We start from the raw sequence: 16,506 nt of genomic DNA on the forward strand, positions 1-16,506 counted from the left end.
GGAGAATCTCCCCTTTGCCTTATACTAGAAAGTAATTCAATTGGGCTTGCCAATCAAGATACAAAAAGATCGCCGCACCAATTGCCAATATCATCACAAATAACAAGCCGCAATCCACTAACAGGACCGTCGATCGCTTCTCATACGTCATTCGCAGCTGGCTGTCTTTGATGAAAAAGAACAAAAAACTCACCAGCCCAGCAATCGCCAGAAAACCGAATGCGCTCAACCACATGAAAATAGTCATGTCCATGCTCCTTTCACTAAGGCGTCTCATCAAGGGACCACGTCATTTTCGCCGTGTAATCCATATTCCTCTTTCCCGCACTAGCAGGTAATATCAAGGTAACATCCTCAAAGGGCATTCTTAGCTGCCATGTGCCTTGCCCTTGACCCACTTGAGCAGAAACCAAGGCCTTCGCCGTCTGACCAGCAACTAACGTCTCTTCATTTTGAATCGTAGTCGGTTTACCTGCTGGCGAAGGATTAATGGCTTCTTGCGCTGTATCCCGGTCCGTTACATTTTGAAGGTACATATTCTTAAGATTTAACGAAGTCCCTGCTCCATTTGGCAAATAATGACCGTCTAAATCCTTGAACTCCGAGAGACTCGCCGTGAGCTTCCAGCCAGTCGAAACTGGTCGATCATCTTTCATTCGAGTATAAAATCCCTCACTAACCACCTGAGTATTGGTTTGATAATTTTGGCTTGCTAAATGATAGGTTTGGATACTGGAAGAAAAGTCTTGTCTACCAAAATGAAAACGCGAAGGTGCCGATAGCAGCCCGATTCCCTTCCCTTCTTCTGGCAACTCCTGCTGTTCATCATCTAGAATTTTGATGCTTTGGCGGGATTCATTCGTCATACGATTCGGACGTACGTCGTCTGCCCAATCTAATTGCCCAATAGCTTCAAGCCATTCATTAGGATTCCCATGTGCAACTGATTCAAAGGTAATCACCAACGATTCTCCTTCTTCCAAATCCCCTAGACTCGTATTCCCTGTAAGATGATTGAGGTCTCCAACAGCATTATTCGAGCCTCTAGTTATCACAATGTTAGTAATATCGCCAGCTATAGAATTAGACAAGGTAAATTTTGCCTTAATATCCTCAGCTTTTACTTTAGTTAGGCTGGTGATAGTCCACGTCCACTTTAATTTTCCTTCTTTATTTGCCTTTTTTGGAGCAACCTGTAATTCGTTCTCAAGCTCACTCGCCATAATAAAGGTAATTGTCCCTGAAAATTGCTTGTTCTTAGAGGATGTAGCGCCCTCTGATAAGTCACTGCTAGCATAACTAAAACGAATGTTCTTACCAGTCAGTGATTGTCTGGTGACTCCGGTTAACTCGATGATGTCTCCGTTATTTGAATTTGGCAGCATACTTGTAGGCGCTGGACTGACCGTTCCATTGGTAGCAGTTAATCCTTTTTTGGCGGTTGTCTTTAGTACCTCGACGCTTGCTTCACCATTTTTAGATACTGCTGGAACGGGCACCGTAATTTTTTGGCTTGCAGCATTAAACCGAGTTAATGAAGTTAATTTGTTAGCGGATGTAATGTCGCTAATACTGTTGTCTGAACAAGTCAAAGTAGTCAAAGACTTATTCTTACTTACATCTAACTCATTTAGCTGATTATAGCTACAATCAAAAGTACGCAAAGACACATTTTTACTTACATCTAATTCACCTAACCGATTAGATATACACTCAAAAGTGCGCAAAGACACGTTTTTGCTTACATCTAACTCACTTAGCCTATTATCGCTACAAATCAGACTAGTTAAATTCACACTCTTACTTACATCCAACTCACTTAGCTTGTTAGAGTCACAAGTCAAACTAGTTAAATTCACATTCTTACTTATATCTAACTCACTTAGCTGATTATTGTCACAAGTCAAACTAGTCAAAGCACCATTCTTACTTACATCTAACTTACTTAGTGAGTTATTGCTACAAGTCAAACTAGTTAAATTCGCATTCTTACTTATATCTAACTCACTTAGCTGATTATTGACACAAGTCAAACTAGTCAAAGCACCATTCTTACTTACATCTAACTTACTTAGTGGGTTATTGCTACAAGTCAAACTAGTTAAATTCGCATTCTTACTTATATCTAACTCACTTAGCTGATTATTGTCACAAGTCAAACTAGTCAAAGCACCATTCTTACTTACATCTAACTTACTTAGTGGGTTATTGCTACAAGTCAAACTAGTTAAATTCGCATTCTTACTTATATCTAACTCACTTAGCTGATTATTGACACAAGTCAAACTAGTCAAGGCACCATTCTTACTTACATCTAACTTACTTAGTGGGTTATTGTTACAATTCAAACTAGTTAAATTCGCATTCTTACTTATATCTAACTCACTTAGCTTATTGGAGTAACAATCCAGATGCTTTAATTTTACTGCATACTCTATTCCTTTGAGACTAGTTAAACTTCTTCCAACTACGTCCAAAGATATCACGCTTTCCATATACTCAACTGTTATTGGATTAGGCGCACTTTTATCATCAAGCCGAATCGCATCCGCAAACTTCTTATCGATATCATAACTCGCCGGATCATCGCCATCATTTCCTTCTCTTAACTCAGTGACAGCTAACGGTTCCACCGACTCTTCTTCCACTCCCAGATTGGTGATTTCTGCTGGTTGGTCGCTGGAATCACTCGCAAGTGTGGGGATGTCCACGGGCTCATCGTCTAGCTCCATAGTGGAAGAAGTTGATACGTCTTCTAAAACTTCTGAATCGGCAGTCGAACTTTCGCTTTCGGCCGTAGAGTCCTGAGTTTGAGATCCTTCTTCATAGTGCTGCAACGGATCCTCACCTTTTGAAGCAATCACGGATTCACCTACAGGTACATCTTGAATGGTTTGCGCCAGAGTCGAGGAAACTGGCGCCAGCTGGGCGGCCAGCAGTGTACTTAATAATAGGCTGGAATATTTATTCATTCACTTTTTCCTCCTCTGCCAAACGATTAAAGAGAAACAACCAATAACACCCCGCCAGACAGACCAGTCCTATCATTCTTAGGAAAACCGTTTGCCGTTGTGCACCGGTTTTTGGTAAGGTGCTTCGTCGAATGGTTTGATAGTGGCCGTTTCCTGCCGTTCCCGGCAGGACGTCGTCGGCTGGGGGTGATTCGTCCGGTGTTGGATCTGCCACAAGTTCTTCGTCACTAAAGCCGATCCCTACACTGGTTGCCTGTGCTTTTAAGATTGTGCCCTCTACTGAGAGAAAGAACAAGGTACACATCAGCAACAATCCTAGTAGCCTTTTCTTTTTCACGTTTCTCTGTGCCTCCTTTCAAGCCAGTGGTGTTGCCGGTAAACAAGGTAAGCAATTAAGCCGATCCACAAGAGTAATAACCCTGCAGCGGTCCACGGAACCCAGGTCGGTACCATCAGTTTGAAGACCGTCTCCTCATTGATTTTAGCCGCTTGTTCACGGCCTACCGTGAACTCTTCCGTCCATTTCCACGTTCGCTCATCGCCAGTGGCTTCACCAGTAAAAACATATGTACCTGGTGTAAATTGTTCCAAACCTAGCGGCAGTTGGAAATCAAAATGAGAATTGGGAGCTACGGAAAAGTTGCTTTGCTCTTGTTCTGCCATGACTTCTTTTTCACCTTTACGAGTGACTTTCCCTTTGATCGTCATCTCCTGTAGAACTTTAGGTTGATCGTTTTGCATAGTAGCAGCAATAATTTTTCGTCCATTGTATAACGATAAGTCCACCTTTTTCAGCTGCAATTCAGCCCCCTGATCAAACGGTGTCTCATCCTCGGTTAGCATCACTGCAATCACTCGGGCAAATTCAGGAACAAGTCCGGTTTGGCTTGTCTCACTTTCTACGGCTTCACGTAAAAAGCGGATCGAACCCAGTTTCACCCCCGCATAGGAATCCTTTGGCGGTGTGATCTCAAAGGCGACGATCTTTTCTTCAAAGTTGGCAACGGTGACTTCCTGAACATCATCTTTAGCCTTAACAAAACTGGTAATTGGATTGGTTAAGCTTTCATCCAGCTTGGGCTCAGGTTGAGCATAGTCAATCTCCCCGATGGAACTGCTCACTGCATCGTGAACCGCAACCTTTAAGGTGACTGGTTCTTCTTGGGTGCTGGTCACCTTTACCTCAATTGTTTGTGGTTGCTCCGGGGTGGTTTTCAAATAGAAAAAAGAGTATTTCTTATCCACTTGATTTTCTGGAATAATACTTTCTACGGTAAAACCTGCTCCGCCATGTGCATCCTCTGCGTAACTCACGGTTGAAAACAGAAAGCTTGCCATGAATAGGAGACCGCTTAGAAAAATAAGTGTGCTTGTCTTCATTTGCCTCATACCGGCATCCACCTCCAGTAAAAAAGAGGAGAGGAGACCTCCTCCTGCACCTCTTTTTTTTCGTTCATTAAATCGTGTCAGACAACGTCCAAGTCATTGTGCCTTTGTATTGGTGACCCTTTTGGGCAATGTTGGCTGGAACTCTTAATTTGATATTTTTCATTTCCATTGCAGTGTTTCCTTCAAATGAAGTAACATTACTAGCAACTTTTCCATCTGACATCACTTTGGTAGCAGTAGCAGTTGAATCAGCACTGATAGCATAGCTTGATTCCATAGTTGCCGTTTGTCCTGCTGGACTTCCGGTTCCACCTAGTGGTGATCCTGGCTCAAGTGTACCAGTATAGTCATGCATAGCTGTATCGAATGCCAACACTGCACCGGTTAATTTCGTTGTTGGTGAGGTCAAACTAACCAAATCAGATACCGCTGCCGTCAATTTCCACTCTACATTTGGAGCACTAGCTCCATGGGGACGGACATCTTGAACAACCGTATATTTCTTCGAACCAGCTGCTTCAGTTTGCTCCTCAAACTCAACGTTTGCAGTTATGTTCGCAGTGTTACTTGTACCGAAGTCCATTTCACTTGGTACCCAACGAATTCTCAAATCCCCCGTTCCACCTGGATCAGTATGCAGTGAGAACCCAATCCCTACTTCTGTATCTGCTGCATGTGAAGTGACTCCGCTGAATGCGACAACGCCCAATACGCTTGCGCTGGTTAATACGCCAGCCAATATTTTTTTGTTCATCATTCTTTCTCTCCTCTTCTTTAAATAAAATATATATCAAATGGCATTTCCCATTGATACCCACTCAAAAAACACAAAAAATAGTATAATAATTTTAGATGTTCTTTCTCTTGTTTGGACTAAAAACACGGGAGCTATCGGTAAACCTCGACATTACGAGATCTATCGATGGTGACTGCTGATTCTGACGGCGTATGACTTTGGATGAAGTGTATAAAATAACAACCGTTCGCTTTTTTGGTCAGATAAAATGAAGGAAACAGCGGGTTTTTAATGGAAATTAGTAGGGAGTATTTTCTCTCTGCAATTAAAACGTTTTACTTAAAAAGGCAAAAAAAGGGGAGGGTAGGGCGATTCAAAGAAATTTTTTGAACCAATTTGTAGCTTAAATTACTAGCGCACCCTTTAGCCCGCTTTTTCCATCGCTGCGATCAAGCTGACCCGACGATTTAGCATGGAGTGACCATACACATCGGTCGTCAACTTCGTGGAGGAGTGCCCCAGTAATTGGCTGACATCCAGCGATTGACTGGTAGTTTCCAAGCAGCGGGTCGCAAACGTATGACGTAACTGATGAAAGTGAACTCCCTTCATCCCAGCTTTAGCTCGGACACGATGAAAATGATAGGTTAACAGTCGTGGCTCACAGGCTTTGCCTTTTGTCGAAAAGACAAACGCAGACTTCGCTTTTTGTTTTAACCCTTTTAGAAGATTGTGAACCCGATTGGACATTGGGATTTCGCGCAGGGATGCCTGTGTTTTGGGCGCACCTAAGTGTAGCACTGTCTTCAGACCATCCAAGGTGGTGACTCGCTGATAGGTGTGATTCACGTAAATCAGACGTTGGTCGAAGTCAACTGCCCCCCATTTCAATCCAGCGATTTCACCGATACGCATGCCGGTTTCCATTGCGAGTATCACCGCTTTGGCTCGCTCGTCTGAGTCTGCCATTGCTGTTTTCCGCAGTTTCTTTTGTTCCTTTCGGGTTAACGAAGTCACACGTTTCTTCCTGTCGGCAGGTAATTGAATTTGGATGTTTTCACAAGGATTCGTAGATAGTATGCCTTGTTTAACCGCCGTATTCAGTGTTTGATTCAGTAGTCTCAGCACTAGCTTAATCGAACTCATGTTTAAGCCAGTTTTCTTCCATACCTCAATAACTTGGCAAATAAGTGCCTCATTGATTTGATACAACGATAATTTCCCTAGATGCGGGTATAAATAGTGTCTCAGCTTACTTGCATAGCTAGAAATGGTTGCTGGCTTCAATGTTTCTGCTCGTTTTGCCAGCCAATGGGTACTAAAATCCTCATAAGTAACCACACTTTTTCCATAGATAGCTAGGGTAATTTGTGCTTGCTCACGCAATGGGACCAACTTTTCTTTTACCTCTTCGAACGTTTTTCCATAAACATATCCGTACTTGATTTGGCCGTTGGCTTTTCGGCCGGCATGATAGCGACCTTCCCAGCGAAGGTCCTTGCGGTGGTAAATATTCTCGCCACGTCTTGCCATATTAAATAACTCCTCCTAAAATTTGTTTGACTGCTTAAATTGACGGCTGAGGAACCATTAATTTACACCGAGATTTTAATGATCTAGCTGTTTCTTTCTTCTCTAATATAGTCAATTATGGCAAAATTCTAACCATCGTATTGATTTTATATTCAAAATACATTATAATTTTACCGAGGAGTGAGTAATTTATCCTCTTGTCCGGATAGATTACCCTATCCAGTGATGGACTTTACTTGTTTTTAGTCCAAACAAGAAATCATGAAGACCGAGCCACATGGGTTTGTATCCCGATCTATCAATACATCAAATAACCTGACTTACCAGATAAGAGTCAGGCTATTTTTCTTTTTGATTACCACATGATTTCTTCATCTACCCAAATGTTCAGTTACTGAACCATTTTTTTGAAATAAAGACCCTCGATGGCTATTTATATTCAGATTATGTAAAAAGTCGTTTAAGAACGCCGAGGGTGAATTTCATACCTGAGGCTTTTTATATGAAATCAACTGCAAAGCAGCATCCTTATTTACACAAGATCGATTAAGCCTAGTGAACCTCTACCTCTTTACATTTATATCACCCCTCAATTTCAAAAAAATGACCTTAAAAAAATCCATTCTACATCAAAAACCCTATTTATTTATTATTTAAAGATAGATATGCTTGTTAATTTAATATATAATAAATCAAAACAGACATACAACATACTTTAAATAAATCAAAATAAACAGGAGGCTGATGTTATGACCAACGAATCGTCGAAGGAGTTTTATGTCCACAAACTCTATAAATTTGTGAAAGAGCATGGACGAACGCCGACTAGCAGAGAATTTGGTCATACGAGTGCCGTCATAAAAATGTTTGGATCGTACAACGCTTTTATCCTTAGCCAAGGTTTGACCCCTTATACCCATGGTGGGAAACGAACCAACAAAAAAGACCTAGAGCAAAAACTCCACGACTTTGTTGAGAAACATAAACGATTACCTAAAGCAGCCGAATTCGGTCGTTACACAACGATTAAGAGATATTTCGGTTCTTATGTTGCGTTCATCCAAGCCTGCGGGTATGAATGGCAACCCAATAGAGCAACTGGACCAAATTTAGTGGGACAGAAATTTGGGCGTCTGACTGTTGTTTCCGAAGGTGAAAAAAGCGGCGGATCAACCCGATGGAACTGTCGTTGTGATTGCGGGGCTATGAAAAAGAATGTTCTGCGTGGTGCCTTAATCAGTGCTCACACTACTAGTTGCGGCTGCACAATAAAAGAAGCTTTAAAGGATTATCAAATTGAAGGAACTAATGCAAAGTTGCTTAATCTCAAACCAACAAAAGCAAATACAACTGGTGTCCGAGGGGTTTGCTTTGTCAAAAGAGACCAGAAATATGTTGCTTACCTCACTTTTAAAAAGAATACCTATCATCTGGGTAGTTTTAACACCTTAGAAGAGGCGGCAGCTGCCAGAAAAGAAGCGGAAGAAAAATATTTTGTTCCCTTTATGAAAAAATACAAGGATAAATTATCTGAAAATGCTAGCCGAGTCATTTTTGGCGAATCGAACGCTGGCAAGTGAAAAAATATTTTAAGTTTTACATAGTATCATCTGATAATGAAATGGCTAATCGCACTAATTCTCGTATCAAGGAAAAAAAATCTGCTCCTATTGGAAACAGATTTTTTCGCTTGATCCTATTTTTATGCATACACTTGATACTCTTGTCCTGTTTGCTTGCCAGCAACACTTTTGAGATATGCCGTTGCTACTCGTTCCACTGGAACTGGCACAAAACCTTTAAAAGACTCCTTCAAGCGATCAAAAGATTCTTCTAACACATTGGGGCTAACACAATTAATACGAATCCCTCGTGTATAATCAATCGCTGCTGCTTTGACGAATGCTGCCACCCCACCGTTAGCCATTGCAGATGAAGCGCCCGCTGCAATCGGATCATCCTTCATCACACCCGTGGTCAGCGTAATACTTCCATTATTACGCAGATATTTTTGACCAATCAAAGCCAAGTTAATCTGCCCAAGTAATTTACTTTGCACAGCTAGCATATTGTCCTCTGGTGTCATCTCTTCCACTAACACTTTCTTTGCCGCTCCGGCAGTTGAAATAATTCCGTCTAAATTACCAATTTTTTGAAACATCTGCTCGATGCTTTCAGTTGAAGTGATATCTACCTGTACGTCACCGCTTGTTCTTCCAGCAGTTAAAACTTCGTAATTTTCGCTTTTCAATTTTGCTACTACAGCTTGTCCGAGCGTCCCATTTCCGCCTACTACCAAAATTCGCATTTAAACACGTCCTTTTCTACTTTTTCTCAGGATAGCATGAAAAGCCCGTAAAACCAACATTCTACGCAAAGTAGAGTCGCTTTTTTACAGTTTTTCCAGCTATTATCGAGGAAATTTGTTATGCTTAACGAGAGGAACCACGTAAAAAAACAGATGGCAGGAGAGGATTTTGATGGACACTTTTTTAGGAAGAAAATTGAAAAATTATCGGTTGAAGCATGACCTAACACAAAAACAGTTAGCCAGCATTTTATATGTTTCAGATAAAACAGTCTCAAAGTGGGAGCGGGGAAATGGGCAACCGGATATCGAGACCTTGAAGAAAATCGCTCAGCTGTTGGAAATGTCGATTGACGATTTATTGAACGAACGAGAGTCGGTGAATTATTTCGAATACAAGAGTATGCGCATGATTGCGATGTTGCCGCTTCTGCATATTGTTATTCCCAATTTTCCAGAGTTAATTCGTTCCTATGGCTGGAGACAAAGCTACTTCACTATTTTGCGCCGGATGCCCAAAGCTAAGGGCGTAATTAGCTGTGGACTTTTTTCTACTGGTATCTTTTCGCTAGGAATTGTTAGTCGTGGCTTCTTCTCGATTGGTCTCCTTTCGTTAGGGGGAATATCACTAGGTGCTATTTCAGCCGGCGTGATTAGTTTTGGTAACTTGGCGGTAGGCTTAATGGCTCTAGGAAATCTTACGCTAGGTCTACTAACCTTTGGCAATCTAGGCGTTGGTTACCTGATTATTGGAAATCTGGTGGCTGGTAAAATTGCTATCGCGAATCATGCGGCTGGCGAATTCGCCTTCTCTTTAGGACCGGAGTCTGATGGAAAAGAAATTTTGGCTGTTCTGCATCAAGTACAACAATCTGATGTGCCAGCCATGGCAAACCGATTGCTGGTCCAACCGTTGATCACAGCCCTAGAATCCCCTTGGACTATTCTATTGCTCGTCAGCCTAATCATCCTAATGGGTTTGATAATGATTGGTGGTATCTTAGTTGGGTTATTGAAGATTATTGAAAATTACCGAAGAGAACGAAATTTTTCTTATTAAAAAATAGAATGTGACAGAAGTTTTCAGCTCCGAGAAATAAGCCGCATAATCCGAAAATAGCTTCTCATATTTTTGCGATTATGCGGTCTATTTCCGAAAGAGCTACTTCAGTCACACCGATTATTCGGTTTTCAGTGGCTGTGACGTTTTATGTCACAGCCACTTTTGTCCTCTTATCAATCTAGAAGTGCCCACTAATATTGTAGATATTTGTTAAATTTTAAAATAAAAACCGTTTATGGATTTTTAACTGTTAAAATTAATGCATACTATTTACACGGAAGCAGGAGTTAGTAGGTTGAAAAACAAATGGAATAAATTTATAAATACACGGGTTGGGTTGGTTAGTTTGTTGGTTTTATTGCTTTGGTTGAAGTCGGTCTTCGCTTATTTTGTTGAATTTGATTTAGGGATTGATAATGCACTGCAGTATTTTATTTTACTGATTAATCCGCTGGCATCAAGTTTACTGATTTTGTCGTTTTCCTTCTATATAAGAAGAGAAAAACTGGCCTATGTTAGTGCCTTTGTCTTGTATGCTTTGCAGCTCGTGCTGCTATTTGCCAATATTATGTATTATCGGGAATTCACGGATTTTCTAACGGTGAATACAATCTTAGGGGTCGGAAACGTTAGTGGTGGCCTAGGTGGAAGTGCATTGCAGCTGCTTCACGGACGTGACTTGCTGTACTTTGTGGATTTGCTTGTTTTCCCGGTGCTTTTTTGGCGGAAAAAGATCCCTATTTCAACTAAAAAAATTCGTGGACGTCACGCACTTTCACTATCTGTGCTAGCACTGTTGTTGTTTTCTGGGAATCTCTTTTTGGCAGAAACTAGTCGAACCGGTCTACTTACACGAAATTTTTCCCGTAATTATTTGGTTAAGTATTTAGGGGTTAATGTTTATACTTTATTGGATGGGATTCAGACGTATAATACGTACCAGGTTCGTGCAGAAGCTAGTCCTAATGAGTTAGTGGAAGTCCAAGATTATCTAACCGATCATTTTGCCCAGCCTGACAGTGAGCTGTTTGGACTGGCTGAAGGAAAAAATGTCATTTATATCCATCTGGAAAGTACTCAGCAGTTTGTGATTGATTACAAGTTGAAAGATGATGCCGGTGTCGAGCATGAAGTCATGCCTTTTGTAAACAGTATCTATCATGACAAAAGTACCTTTAGTTTCGAAAATTTTTATCACCAAGTTAGTGCTGGAAAAACCAGTGATGCCGAAACCCTCTTAGAAACTTCTTTATTTGGTTTAAGCCAAGGCTCTTTGTTTAGCCAATTAGGGGATAAAAATACGTTTTATGCGGCACCAGCAATTTTAAATCAGACTAAGGGGTATTCGAGTGCCGCTTTTCATGGGAATGCTGGTAATTTTTGGAATCGGAACGAGACCTACAAACGCTTTGGCTATGAAAATTTCTTTGATGCTTCGTATTACGATGTAAATGAAGAGAACTCTTTTCAGTATGGATTGCATGATAAGCCTTTTTTCCAGCAGTCCGTTCCTTATTTAGAACATCTGCAACAACCTTTTTACGCCAAATTTATTGCTGTGTCAAATCACTATCCTTATGCGCAATTAACGGATGAGGATGCCGGTTTCCCCATGGCGACGACTGAGGACAAAACCATCAACGGATATTTTGCTACTGAGAATTATTTGGATCAATCCGTAGAGGAATTTGTGAACTACTTGAAGGAAAGCGGTGTGTACGAAAATTCAATCCTGGTCTTTTATGGCGATCACTATGGCATTTCGGAATCACGAAACAAAACCTTAGCTGGTTTACTGGATCAGGATGCGGAAACTTGGAATGGCGCCAATCAAGCAGAAATGCAAAAGGTTCCCTTGATGTTTCATATTCCAGGTTTAGAAACAGGTGGGATTCAATCCACTTATGGTGGTCAAGTCGATGTACTGCCTACCTTGCTTCATTTATTAGGCATCAATAGTCAAGACTATCCGCTGCTAGGACAAGACCTGTTTTCACCGGATCACAATCAAACTGTCGCTTTTCGCAATGGTGATTTTGTTTCGCCTGAGTACACATCCCATCGAGGATCGTTGTACCAAACACAAACAAAAGAATTACTAGCGGATACTTCTGTGGCGGATTCACTTAAAGAAGTGGTAACCACTCAGTTGGCAATGTCCGATAAGATTAATAATGGGGACTTGCTGCGCTTTTACAGCAATGACCAGTTAGCATCAGTAAATCCAGCGGACTTTAGTTACAAAAATTCATTGGAACGACTGAAGCAAGAAGAAGCGGATTTAGCCGAACAATCTCGAAGTATTTACTCCCAAAATAGCGGGCAATCGACCGTTTCCTTATATGAAACGAAGACCTTTCAAGAATATGAAAGCCGCGAGTAATTTTTTTGATAAAAGCTTTATCCTGCTCGCAGGTTAACAAGCATGGTTAACCGGTATTTCTCAAAGTTGTGTTAGACTTCTTTTGAGGTGAAAAACATGCGAAATACTTGGTTGGCTGAACAATTGCACGCATTACAAACTGAAGACAACAAGCTAGTTATTGAGGAGACCCTGCGCTACATTGAGCAGTTGGAGGACGATAACGAAAGCTTGCAGGTGGCTTTAGAAGGAACAATCTGGAGTCCAAAAAAATGGAATGAAAACCGCTAGCCGTGCTGATATCAGCACGGCTAACTTTATGGCTTAATGTAAGCAAACCCTTCATGTTGCAGGCGAACAAGATCCATTACGCCTGCTGGAACTACTTCCACGACTTCTGCTAGGTCTTCTTTAGTAATATGGTAAGCGTTCATGGCGTTGTTGCAAGCATGGTAGCTGACTTTTGGACATTCTTTCATGAATTCTAGCTGTGCTGGCAGTAGGTAGCCTTGAATAGCTTCCCCATTTACTACTAACACAACTGCGGCATTTTTATCGGCTGTTAATAAATTTTTGATGTTATGTCGTGCTTCGCTTAGTTTCGCTAGTTCATCCACATGAAAAACAACTTTCATTCTTTCTCTCTCCTTTTAGGCACATTTTCATCTCTAAGATTAGCTGATAAGTGAAAAAAAGACAAATAAACGAGCACTTCCTGCGATTTTTCAGAATGTTTTCTTTCTTACCCGCAAAAAAGAGGATTCATTTCCATTTTCTAAAACAATTTTGCTTTATATCAAAAAAATGGTTTACAGGAGAGGATTTTTTTATTATGTTAGGTGTGGTGGTTTAAAAGATGTGATGGAGGTTGTGCCTTGTCTTATCAAGAGATGTTTTTTATGTTTTTAGGCGGCTTAGGAATTTTTTTGTTTGGTATTAAGTATTTAGGGGATGGACTGCAAAAAGCAGCGGGAAATCGGCTGCGAGAAATCTTGAACCGATTTACTTCCACTCCTTTACGGGCTGTACTAGCCGGAATTATTGTAACGGGTCTGATTCAAAGTAGTTCAGGAACGACCGTACTCGCTGTTGGTTTAGTGAGTGCTGGATTTATGACTCTAAAGCAGGCAATTGGGGTTATTATGGGTGCCAATGTCGGTACTACAGTAACTGCATTTATTATCGGATTTAATCTCAGCGAATATGCGCTGCCGATCATGGGGGTAGGTGCGCTACTGCTATTTTTCACCAAACGAAAATCGCTGCAGTATATCGGGCAAATTTTATTTGGTTTTGGTGCGCTATTTTTCGGTTTAGAATTAATGGGCAGCAGTATGGACCCGCTAAAAGATTTGCCGCAGTTTAACGATTTGATGGTTAGCGTTTCACATATGCCAGTTTTAGGGGTAGGCATTGGGACGTTACTCACAATGGTTCTGCAAAGTTCTAGTGCAACCATCGGAATTTTACAACAATTATACATGCAAGGCAGCTTAGGACTGACTGCAGCATTGCCGATTTTATTCGGTGACAATATAGGAACGACAATTACTGCAATCATCGCTGCTTTGGGAGCTAGCGTGGCAGCAAAACGAACCGCCGCTTCTCACGTGATTTTCAATTTAGTTGGTGCAGTAATTTTTACCTTATTGTTATCACCTTTCACTCAAGTAGTGATTTTTCTATCGGATTCTCTTAGCTTGAATCCTGCGATGCAAATCGCCTTTGCGCATGGATTGTTTAATGTATCTAACTTAGCAATCCAATTCTGGTTCATTCCACAAATTGAAGCGCTGGTGAAAAAGATTATACCTGGTACCGAAAAGAATTTGAACATTCGACCAACAGCCTTAAATGATTCCTTCATCTATACTTCGCCGACTATGGCGATCGAGCAAGCTTCAACGGAAGTCGTTCAAATGGGACGTTATGTCTTGTCGGCGATAGATGCTGCCAAGAGTTTCTACCTTGATCCCAAGAATGAATGGCAAGAAGACGTCAGTCAGTATGAGGAAGCAATCAACCGTTGTGACGTGGAATTAACGGAGTTTCTTGTGAAGATTTCTACAGCTGAATTATCGGAGCTGGAGAGTCAAGAACAAGCGATGTTGATGGAATTTACGAAAGATTTTGAGCGGATGGGTGACCACTGTATCAATATTATTCGCTATATCGAGGAATCCATCGAACGTGAAGAACGTCAACGACAAAAAGACAAACGCGACAAAAAAACTAGCTCTCGTAAAAGCTATATTGTTTACGATGAAGACCTGGAATTATTGTTTGATAAGGTGCGGAAAAACATTCGCGATGCCTTAACTGTTTTGGAAGAAGACGATGCTGAGTTGGCACAAAAGATTCTGGATCGGGAAAAGGAAGTCAATCAATTGGTGGAGTTGCTGCGTAAGAAATACATTCGCCTGATGAACACTGGTGAAGGTCGTGCGGGTGACAGTGTCGTATTCATCGACATTAGCTCAAACTTAGAGCGTTCTAGTGATCGGACCCTGCACATTGCCAAGTATATTCTTGGGAATAAATACAACTTTAAAGCCGATACCAAGAACTTCCAGTATATTGAAACAGAAGATGTGTAGCCTGAATTTACAAAGCCGAAAGAACATCCTATTATAGGGTGTTCTTTTTTTTCGGAAAATACCGGTAGAAAGTTAACGATTGCGACAGCACCATACCTAATTGATTCTCACGGTCTGGACTTAGCTGTTTATCACAAAAAAAAAGTCGGATCCGAATTATCAAATAAGACTTTCAAATAAATACGATTTAGTTTCTTTACATTCTTTTATTCGACTCTTTACTTACCACTTTATCTTACTTAAAAGGTTGTTAGGTCCAATTTAATCCCTCGAATTACTCTCTAAAAAACAACCAAAAACAATTAGAAGTCTTGCCAATGATCTTGATCCTCTGACTCATCTTTAGTTTCGTTTTTACTCTCTGGAGCATCTCCTTTGATAAAAAAGAAATAAATGACCCAAGCTACTCCTCCAGCTAGGATCAAGGCAATGAGAATTTTGCTGATAAAAAAGCCCATAGCTACTCCCCCTGCTGGGTAACGACAGTATCAACACCATTTACAGTAACCCAACCATGCTCTTTTCTTGCTTGAGCTTCCTCATAGCGAATCAATTCATCCGTAACCGATTCGGCAATTTTTTGGTTGGCTGCAGCTTCCGCCTCAGCAGCTTTTGTGATCTTGTAGGCTTCACTATCCGCTTGAGTTTTCGCTGTTTCAGCATCCAGCTTGGCTTTTTCATTTTCTTGTCCCGCACGAATAATCGCATCAATCGATTTTTGCGTTTCGGCATCAACATCAGGCACGCCTAAAGTAACATCTTCGACTTCGAAGCCCTTTCCTTCCACTGATTTAGCAAAATTAGTTAAAACCTCAGCTTCCACCTTGGAAGATTCGCCTGAAAGAATGTCCAGCAAACTATATTTGGCATAAACTTCGCGAGAAACCTTTTGCAGCTTAGATTTTAACCAGCCGTTTTCAATGTCTTCGCTGGTGATATTTCCGAATTCCTTGTACATTTTTGCTGCTTTGGTTGAATCGACTTTGTAGTCGTATTTAATGTTGATAGTGGTCTTTTTTCCGTCACTGGTGGACACGGATACCTTATCGGCTTGAATGGTTTGTAGGCGGATGGGGTATTGAATGACCTTGTCGATTCCGACAAACTTGACCCCTTGAGTCAGAGCTTCGTCCTTAATTCCACCGTTCATAGAATAACGAACACCTACATACCCATTATCGATCTTCTCGAAAAATTTGAAAGCCGCTACGACGGCAACAAGAACTACGATGACAAAAATAGCTAACCCCTTTAGTCCTCTTGAATTTTTAATTCCTGTTAATTTACTGTTTTTATTTTTCTTGTTCATCTCTTTCAATGTACAATCCCCTTTGTGCTTTTTCAATTTGTCTCGTGATAAAACAAAAGAGTTATTATAATTTCCATGTTAAAAATTATAATAACTAATCTTTAGAATACCATAGATTGTTTTAGAGGACTATACTGTTTATAAAAATGAGTCAATCCTGATTGTTTGTGCGACAAGGTCTGATTTTAGAAAGAGCTTTTCCGATAAAAAAACAATTCTTTTTTTGTCTTATACTTG

15 protein-coding genes are annotated in these 16,506 nt (G+C 40.8%); 5 read left to right on the forward strand and 10 right to left on the reverse strand.

Going from position 1 to position 16,506, the window contains the following annotated elements:
• Positions 1–19: 19 nt before the first annotated feature.
• From IGI42_RS19340 to IGI42_RS19365, 6 genes are all read right to left on the reverse strand, one after another.
• A complete protein-coding gene (locus tag IGI42_RS19340) occupies positions 20–247 on the reverse strand; it encodes a hypothetical protein (protein ID WP_438717665.1) in 228 nt (75 codons plus the stop codon).
• 16 nt (positions 248–263) lie between these two features.
• On the reverse strand, positions 264–2,972 hold the full coding sequence (locus IGI42_RS19345; protein ID WP_438717666.1) for a WxL domain-containing protein: 2,709 nt from the start codon (positions 2,970–2,972) through the stop codon (positions 264–266).
• Entirely contained in the window at positions 2,965–3,309 is a 345-nt protein-coding gene (locus IGI42_RS19350) for an LPXTG cell wall anchor domain-containing protein (protein WP_438717667.1), read from the reverse strand. Before IGI42_RS19350 ends, IGI42_RS19345 begins: the two co-directional genes overlap by 8 nt.
• The gene (locus tag IGI42_RS19355) at positions 3,306–4,361 is read right to left on the reverse strand and encodes a DUF916 and DUF3324 domain-containing protein (protein WP_438717668.1); all 1,056 of its coding nucleotides are present in this window, start codon (positions 4,359–4,361) and stop codon (positions 3,306–3,308) included. Before IGI42_RS19355 ends, IGI42_RS19350 begins: the two co-directional genes overlap by 4 nt.
• Positions 4,362–4,428: 67 nt before the next feature.
• Positions 4,429–5,118, reverse strand: coding sequence for a WxL domain-containing protein (locus tag IGI42_RS19360; protein WP_438717669.1), 690 nt, complete (start codon positions 5,116–5,118; stop codon positions 4,429–4,431).
• 402 nt (positions 5,119–5,520) lie between these two features.
• Entirely contained in the window at positions 5,521–6,630 is a 1,110-nt protein-coding gene (locus tag IGI42_RS19365; RefSeq protein ID WP_438717670.1) for a tyrosine-type recombinase/integrase, read from the reverse strand.
• A gap of 749 nt (positions 6,631–7,379) precedes the next feature.
• On the opposite strand from IGI42_RS19365, the gene IGI42_RS19370 reads away from it, so the two are divergent.
• Positions 7,380–8,210 (forward strand): homing endonuclease associated repeat-containing protein, encoded by an 831-nt coding sequence (locus IGI42_RS19370; protein WP_438717671.1) that lies wholly within the window; start codon positions 7,380–7,382, stop codon positions 8,208–8,210.
• 122 nt (positions 8,211–8,332) lie between these two features.
• Here IGI42_RS19370 and IGI42_RS19375 read toward each other — a convergent pair whose 3' ends face one another.
• Positions 8,333–8,938, reverse strand: coding sequence for a short chain dehydrogenase (locus IGI42_RS19375; RefSeq protein ID WP_438717672.1), 606 nt, complete (start codon positions 8,936–8,938; stop codon positions 8,333–8,335).
• A 172-nt stretch (positions 8,939–9,110) separates the two neighbouring features.
• Between IGI42_RS19375 and IGI42_RS19380 the strand changes: the two genes are divergently transcribed.
• From IGI42_RS19380 to IGI42_RS19390, 3 genes are all read left to right on the forward strand, one after another.
• On the forward strand, positions 9,111–9,998 hold the full coding sequence (locus IGI42_RS19380) for a helix-turn-helix transcriptional regulator (RefSeq protein WP_438717673.1): 888 nt from the start codon (positions 9,111–9,113) through the stop codon (positions 9,996–9,998).
• A 262-nt stretch (positions 9,999–10,260) separates the two neighbouring features.
• Positions 10,261–12,384 (forward strand): LTA synthase family protein, encoded by a 2,124-nt coding sequence (locus IGI42_RS19385; protein ID WP_438717674.1) that lies wholly within the window; start codon positions 10,261–10,263, stop codon positions 12,382–12,384.
• A 96-nt stretch (positions 12,385–12,480) separates the two neighbouring features.
• Complete coding sequence (locus tag IGI42_RS19390; protein WP_438717675.1) at positions 12,481–12,654, forward strand: hypothetical protein; 174 nt, start codon at positions 12,481–12,483, stop codon at positions 12,652–12,654.
• Between the two features lie 26 nt (positions 12,655–12,680).
• Here the strand turns inward: IGI42_RS19390 and IGI42_RS19395 are convergent, their stop codons facing one another.
• On the reverse strand, positions 12,681–12,998 hold the full coding sequence (locus IGI42_RS19395) for a DsrE family protein (RefSeq protein ID WP_438717676.1): 318 nt from the start codon (positions 12,996–12,998) through the stop codon (positions 12,681–12,683).
• A 240-nt stretch (positions 12,999–13,238) separates the two neighbouring features.
• On the opposite strand from IGI42_RS19395, the gene IGI42_RS19400 reads away from it, so the two are divergent.
• A complete protein-coding gene (locus IGI42_RS19400) occupies positions 13,239–14,960 on the forward strand; it encodes a Na/Pi cotransporter family protein (protein WP_438717677.1) in 1,722 nt (573 codons plus the stop codon).
• Positions 14,961–15,262: 302 nt separating this feature from the next.
• Here the strand turns inward: IGI42_RS19400 and IGI42_RS19405 are convergent, their stop codons facing one another.
• Together IGI42_RS19405 and IGI42_RS19410 are read right to left on the reverse strand one after the other, a co-directional pair.
• Positions 15,263–15,418, reverse strand: a complete 156-nt coding sequence (locus IGI42_RS19405) for a hypothetical protein (protein ID WP_438717678.1) — start codon at positions 15,416–15,418, stop codon at positions 15,263–15,265.
• A gap of 2 nt (positions 15,419–15,420) precedes the next feature.
• The gene (locus IGI42_RS19410) at positions 15,421–16,269 is read right to left on the reverse strand and encodes a prohibitin family protein (protein WP_438718326.1); all 849 of its coding nucleotides are present in this window, start codon (positions 16,267–16,269) and stop codon (positions 15,421–15,423) included.
• Positions 16,270–16,506: the final 237 nt, after the last annotated feature.

Source organism: Enterococcus sp. AZ109 (assembly GCF_051714625.1).
Taxonomy (GTDB): domain Bacteria; phylum Bacillota; class Bacilli; order Lactobacillales; family Enterococcaceae; genus Enterococcus_A.

Excerpts from the sequence above, each read along its gene's own strand:
- IGI42_RS19340 (WP_438717665.1), bottom strand. The coding sequence starts at position 247 with ATGACTATTTTCATGTGGTTGAGCGCATTCGGTTTTCTGGCGATTGCT.
- IGI42_RS19345 (WP_438717666.1), bottom strand. The coding sequence starts at position 2,972 with ATGAATAAATATTCCAGCCTATTATTAAGTACACTGCTGGCCGCCCAG.
- IGI42_RS19355 (WP_438717668.1), bottom strand. The coding sequence starts at position 4,361 with ATGAGGCAAATGAAGACAAGCACACTTATTTTTCTAAGCGGTCTCCTA.
- IGI42_RS19360 (WP_438717669.1), bottom strand. The coding sequence starts at position 5,118 with ATGATGAACAAAAAAATATTGGCTGGCGTATTAACCAGCGCAAGCGTA.
- IGI42_RS19365 (WP_438717670.1), bottom strand. The coding sequence starts at position 6,630 with ATGGCAAGACGTGGCGAGAATATTTACCACCGCAAGGACCTTCGCTGG.
- IGI42_RS19370 (WP_438717671.1), top strand. The coding sequence starts at position 7,380 with ATGACCAACGAATCGTCGAAGGAGTTTTATGTCCACAAACTCTATAAA.
- IGI42_RS19375 (WP_438717672.1), bottom strand. The coding sequence starts at position 8,938 with ATGCGAATTTTGGTAGTAGGCGGAAATGGGACGCTCGGACAAGCTGTA.
- IGI42_RS19380 (WP_438717673.1), top strand. The coding sequence starts at position 9,111 with ATGGACACTTTTTTAGGAAGAAAATTGAAAAATTATCGGTTGAAGCAT.
- IGI42_RS19385 (WP_438717674.1), top strand. The coding sequence starts at position 10,261 with ATGCATACTATTTACACGGAAGCAGGAGTTAGTAGGTTGAAAAACAAA.
- IGI42_RS19390 (WP_438717675.1), top strand. The coding sequence starts at position 12,481 with ATGCGAAATACTTGGTTGGCTGAACAATTGCACGCATTACAAACTGAA.
- IGI42_RS19395 (WP_438717676.1), bottom strand. The coding sequence starts at position 12,998 with ATGAAAGTTGTTTTTCATGTGGATGAACTAGCGAAACTAAGCGAAGCA.
- IGI42_RS19405 (WP_438717678.1), bottom strand. The coding sequence starts at position 15,418 with ATGGGCTTTTTTATCAGCAAAATTCTCATTGCCTTGATCCTAGCTGGA.
- IGI42_RS19410 (WP_438718326.1), bottom strand. The coding sequence starts at position 16,269 with ATGAACAAGAAAAATAAAAACAGTAAATTAACAGGAATTAAAAATTCA.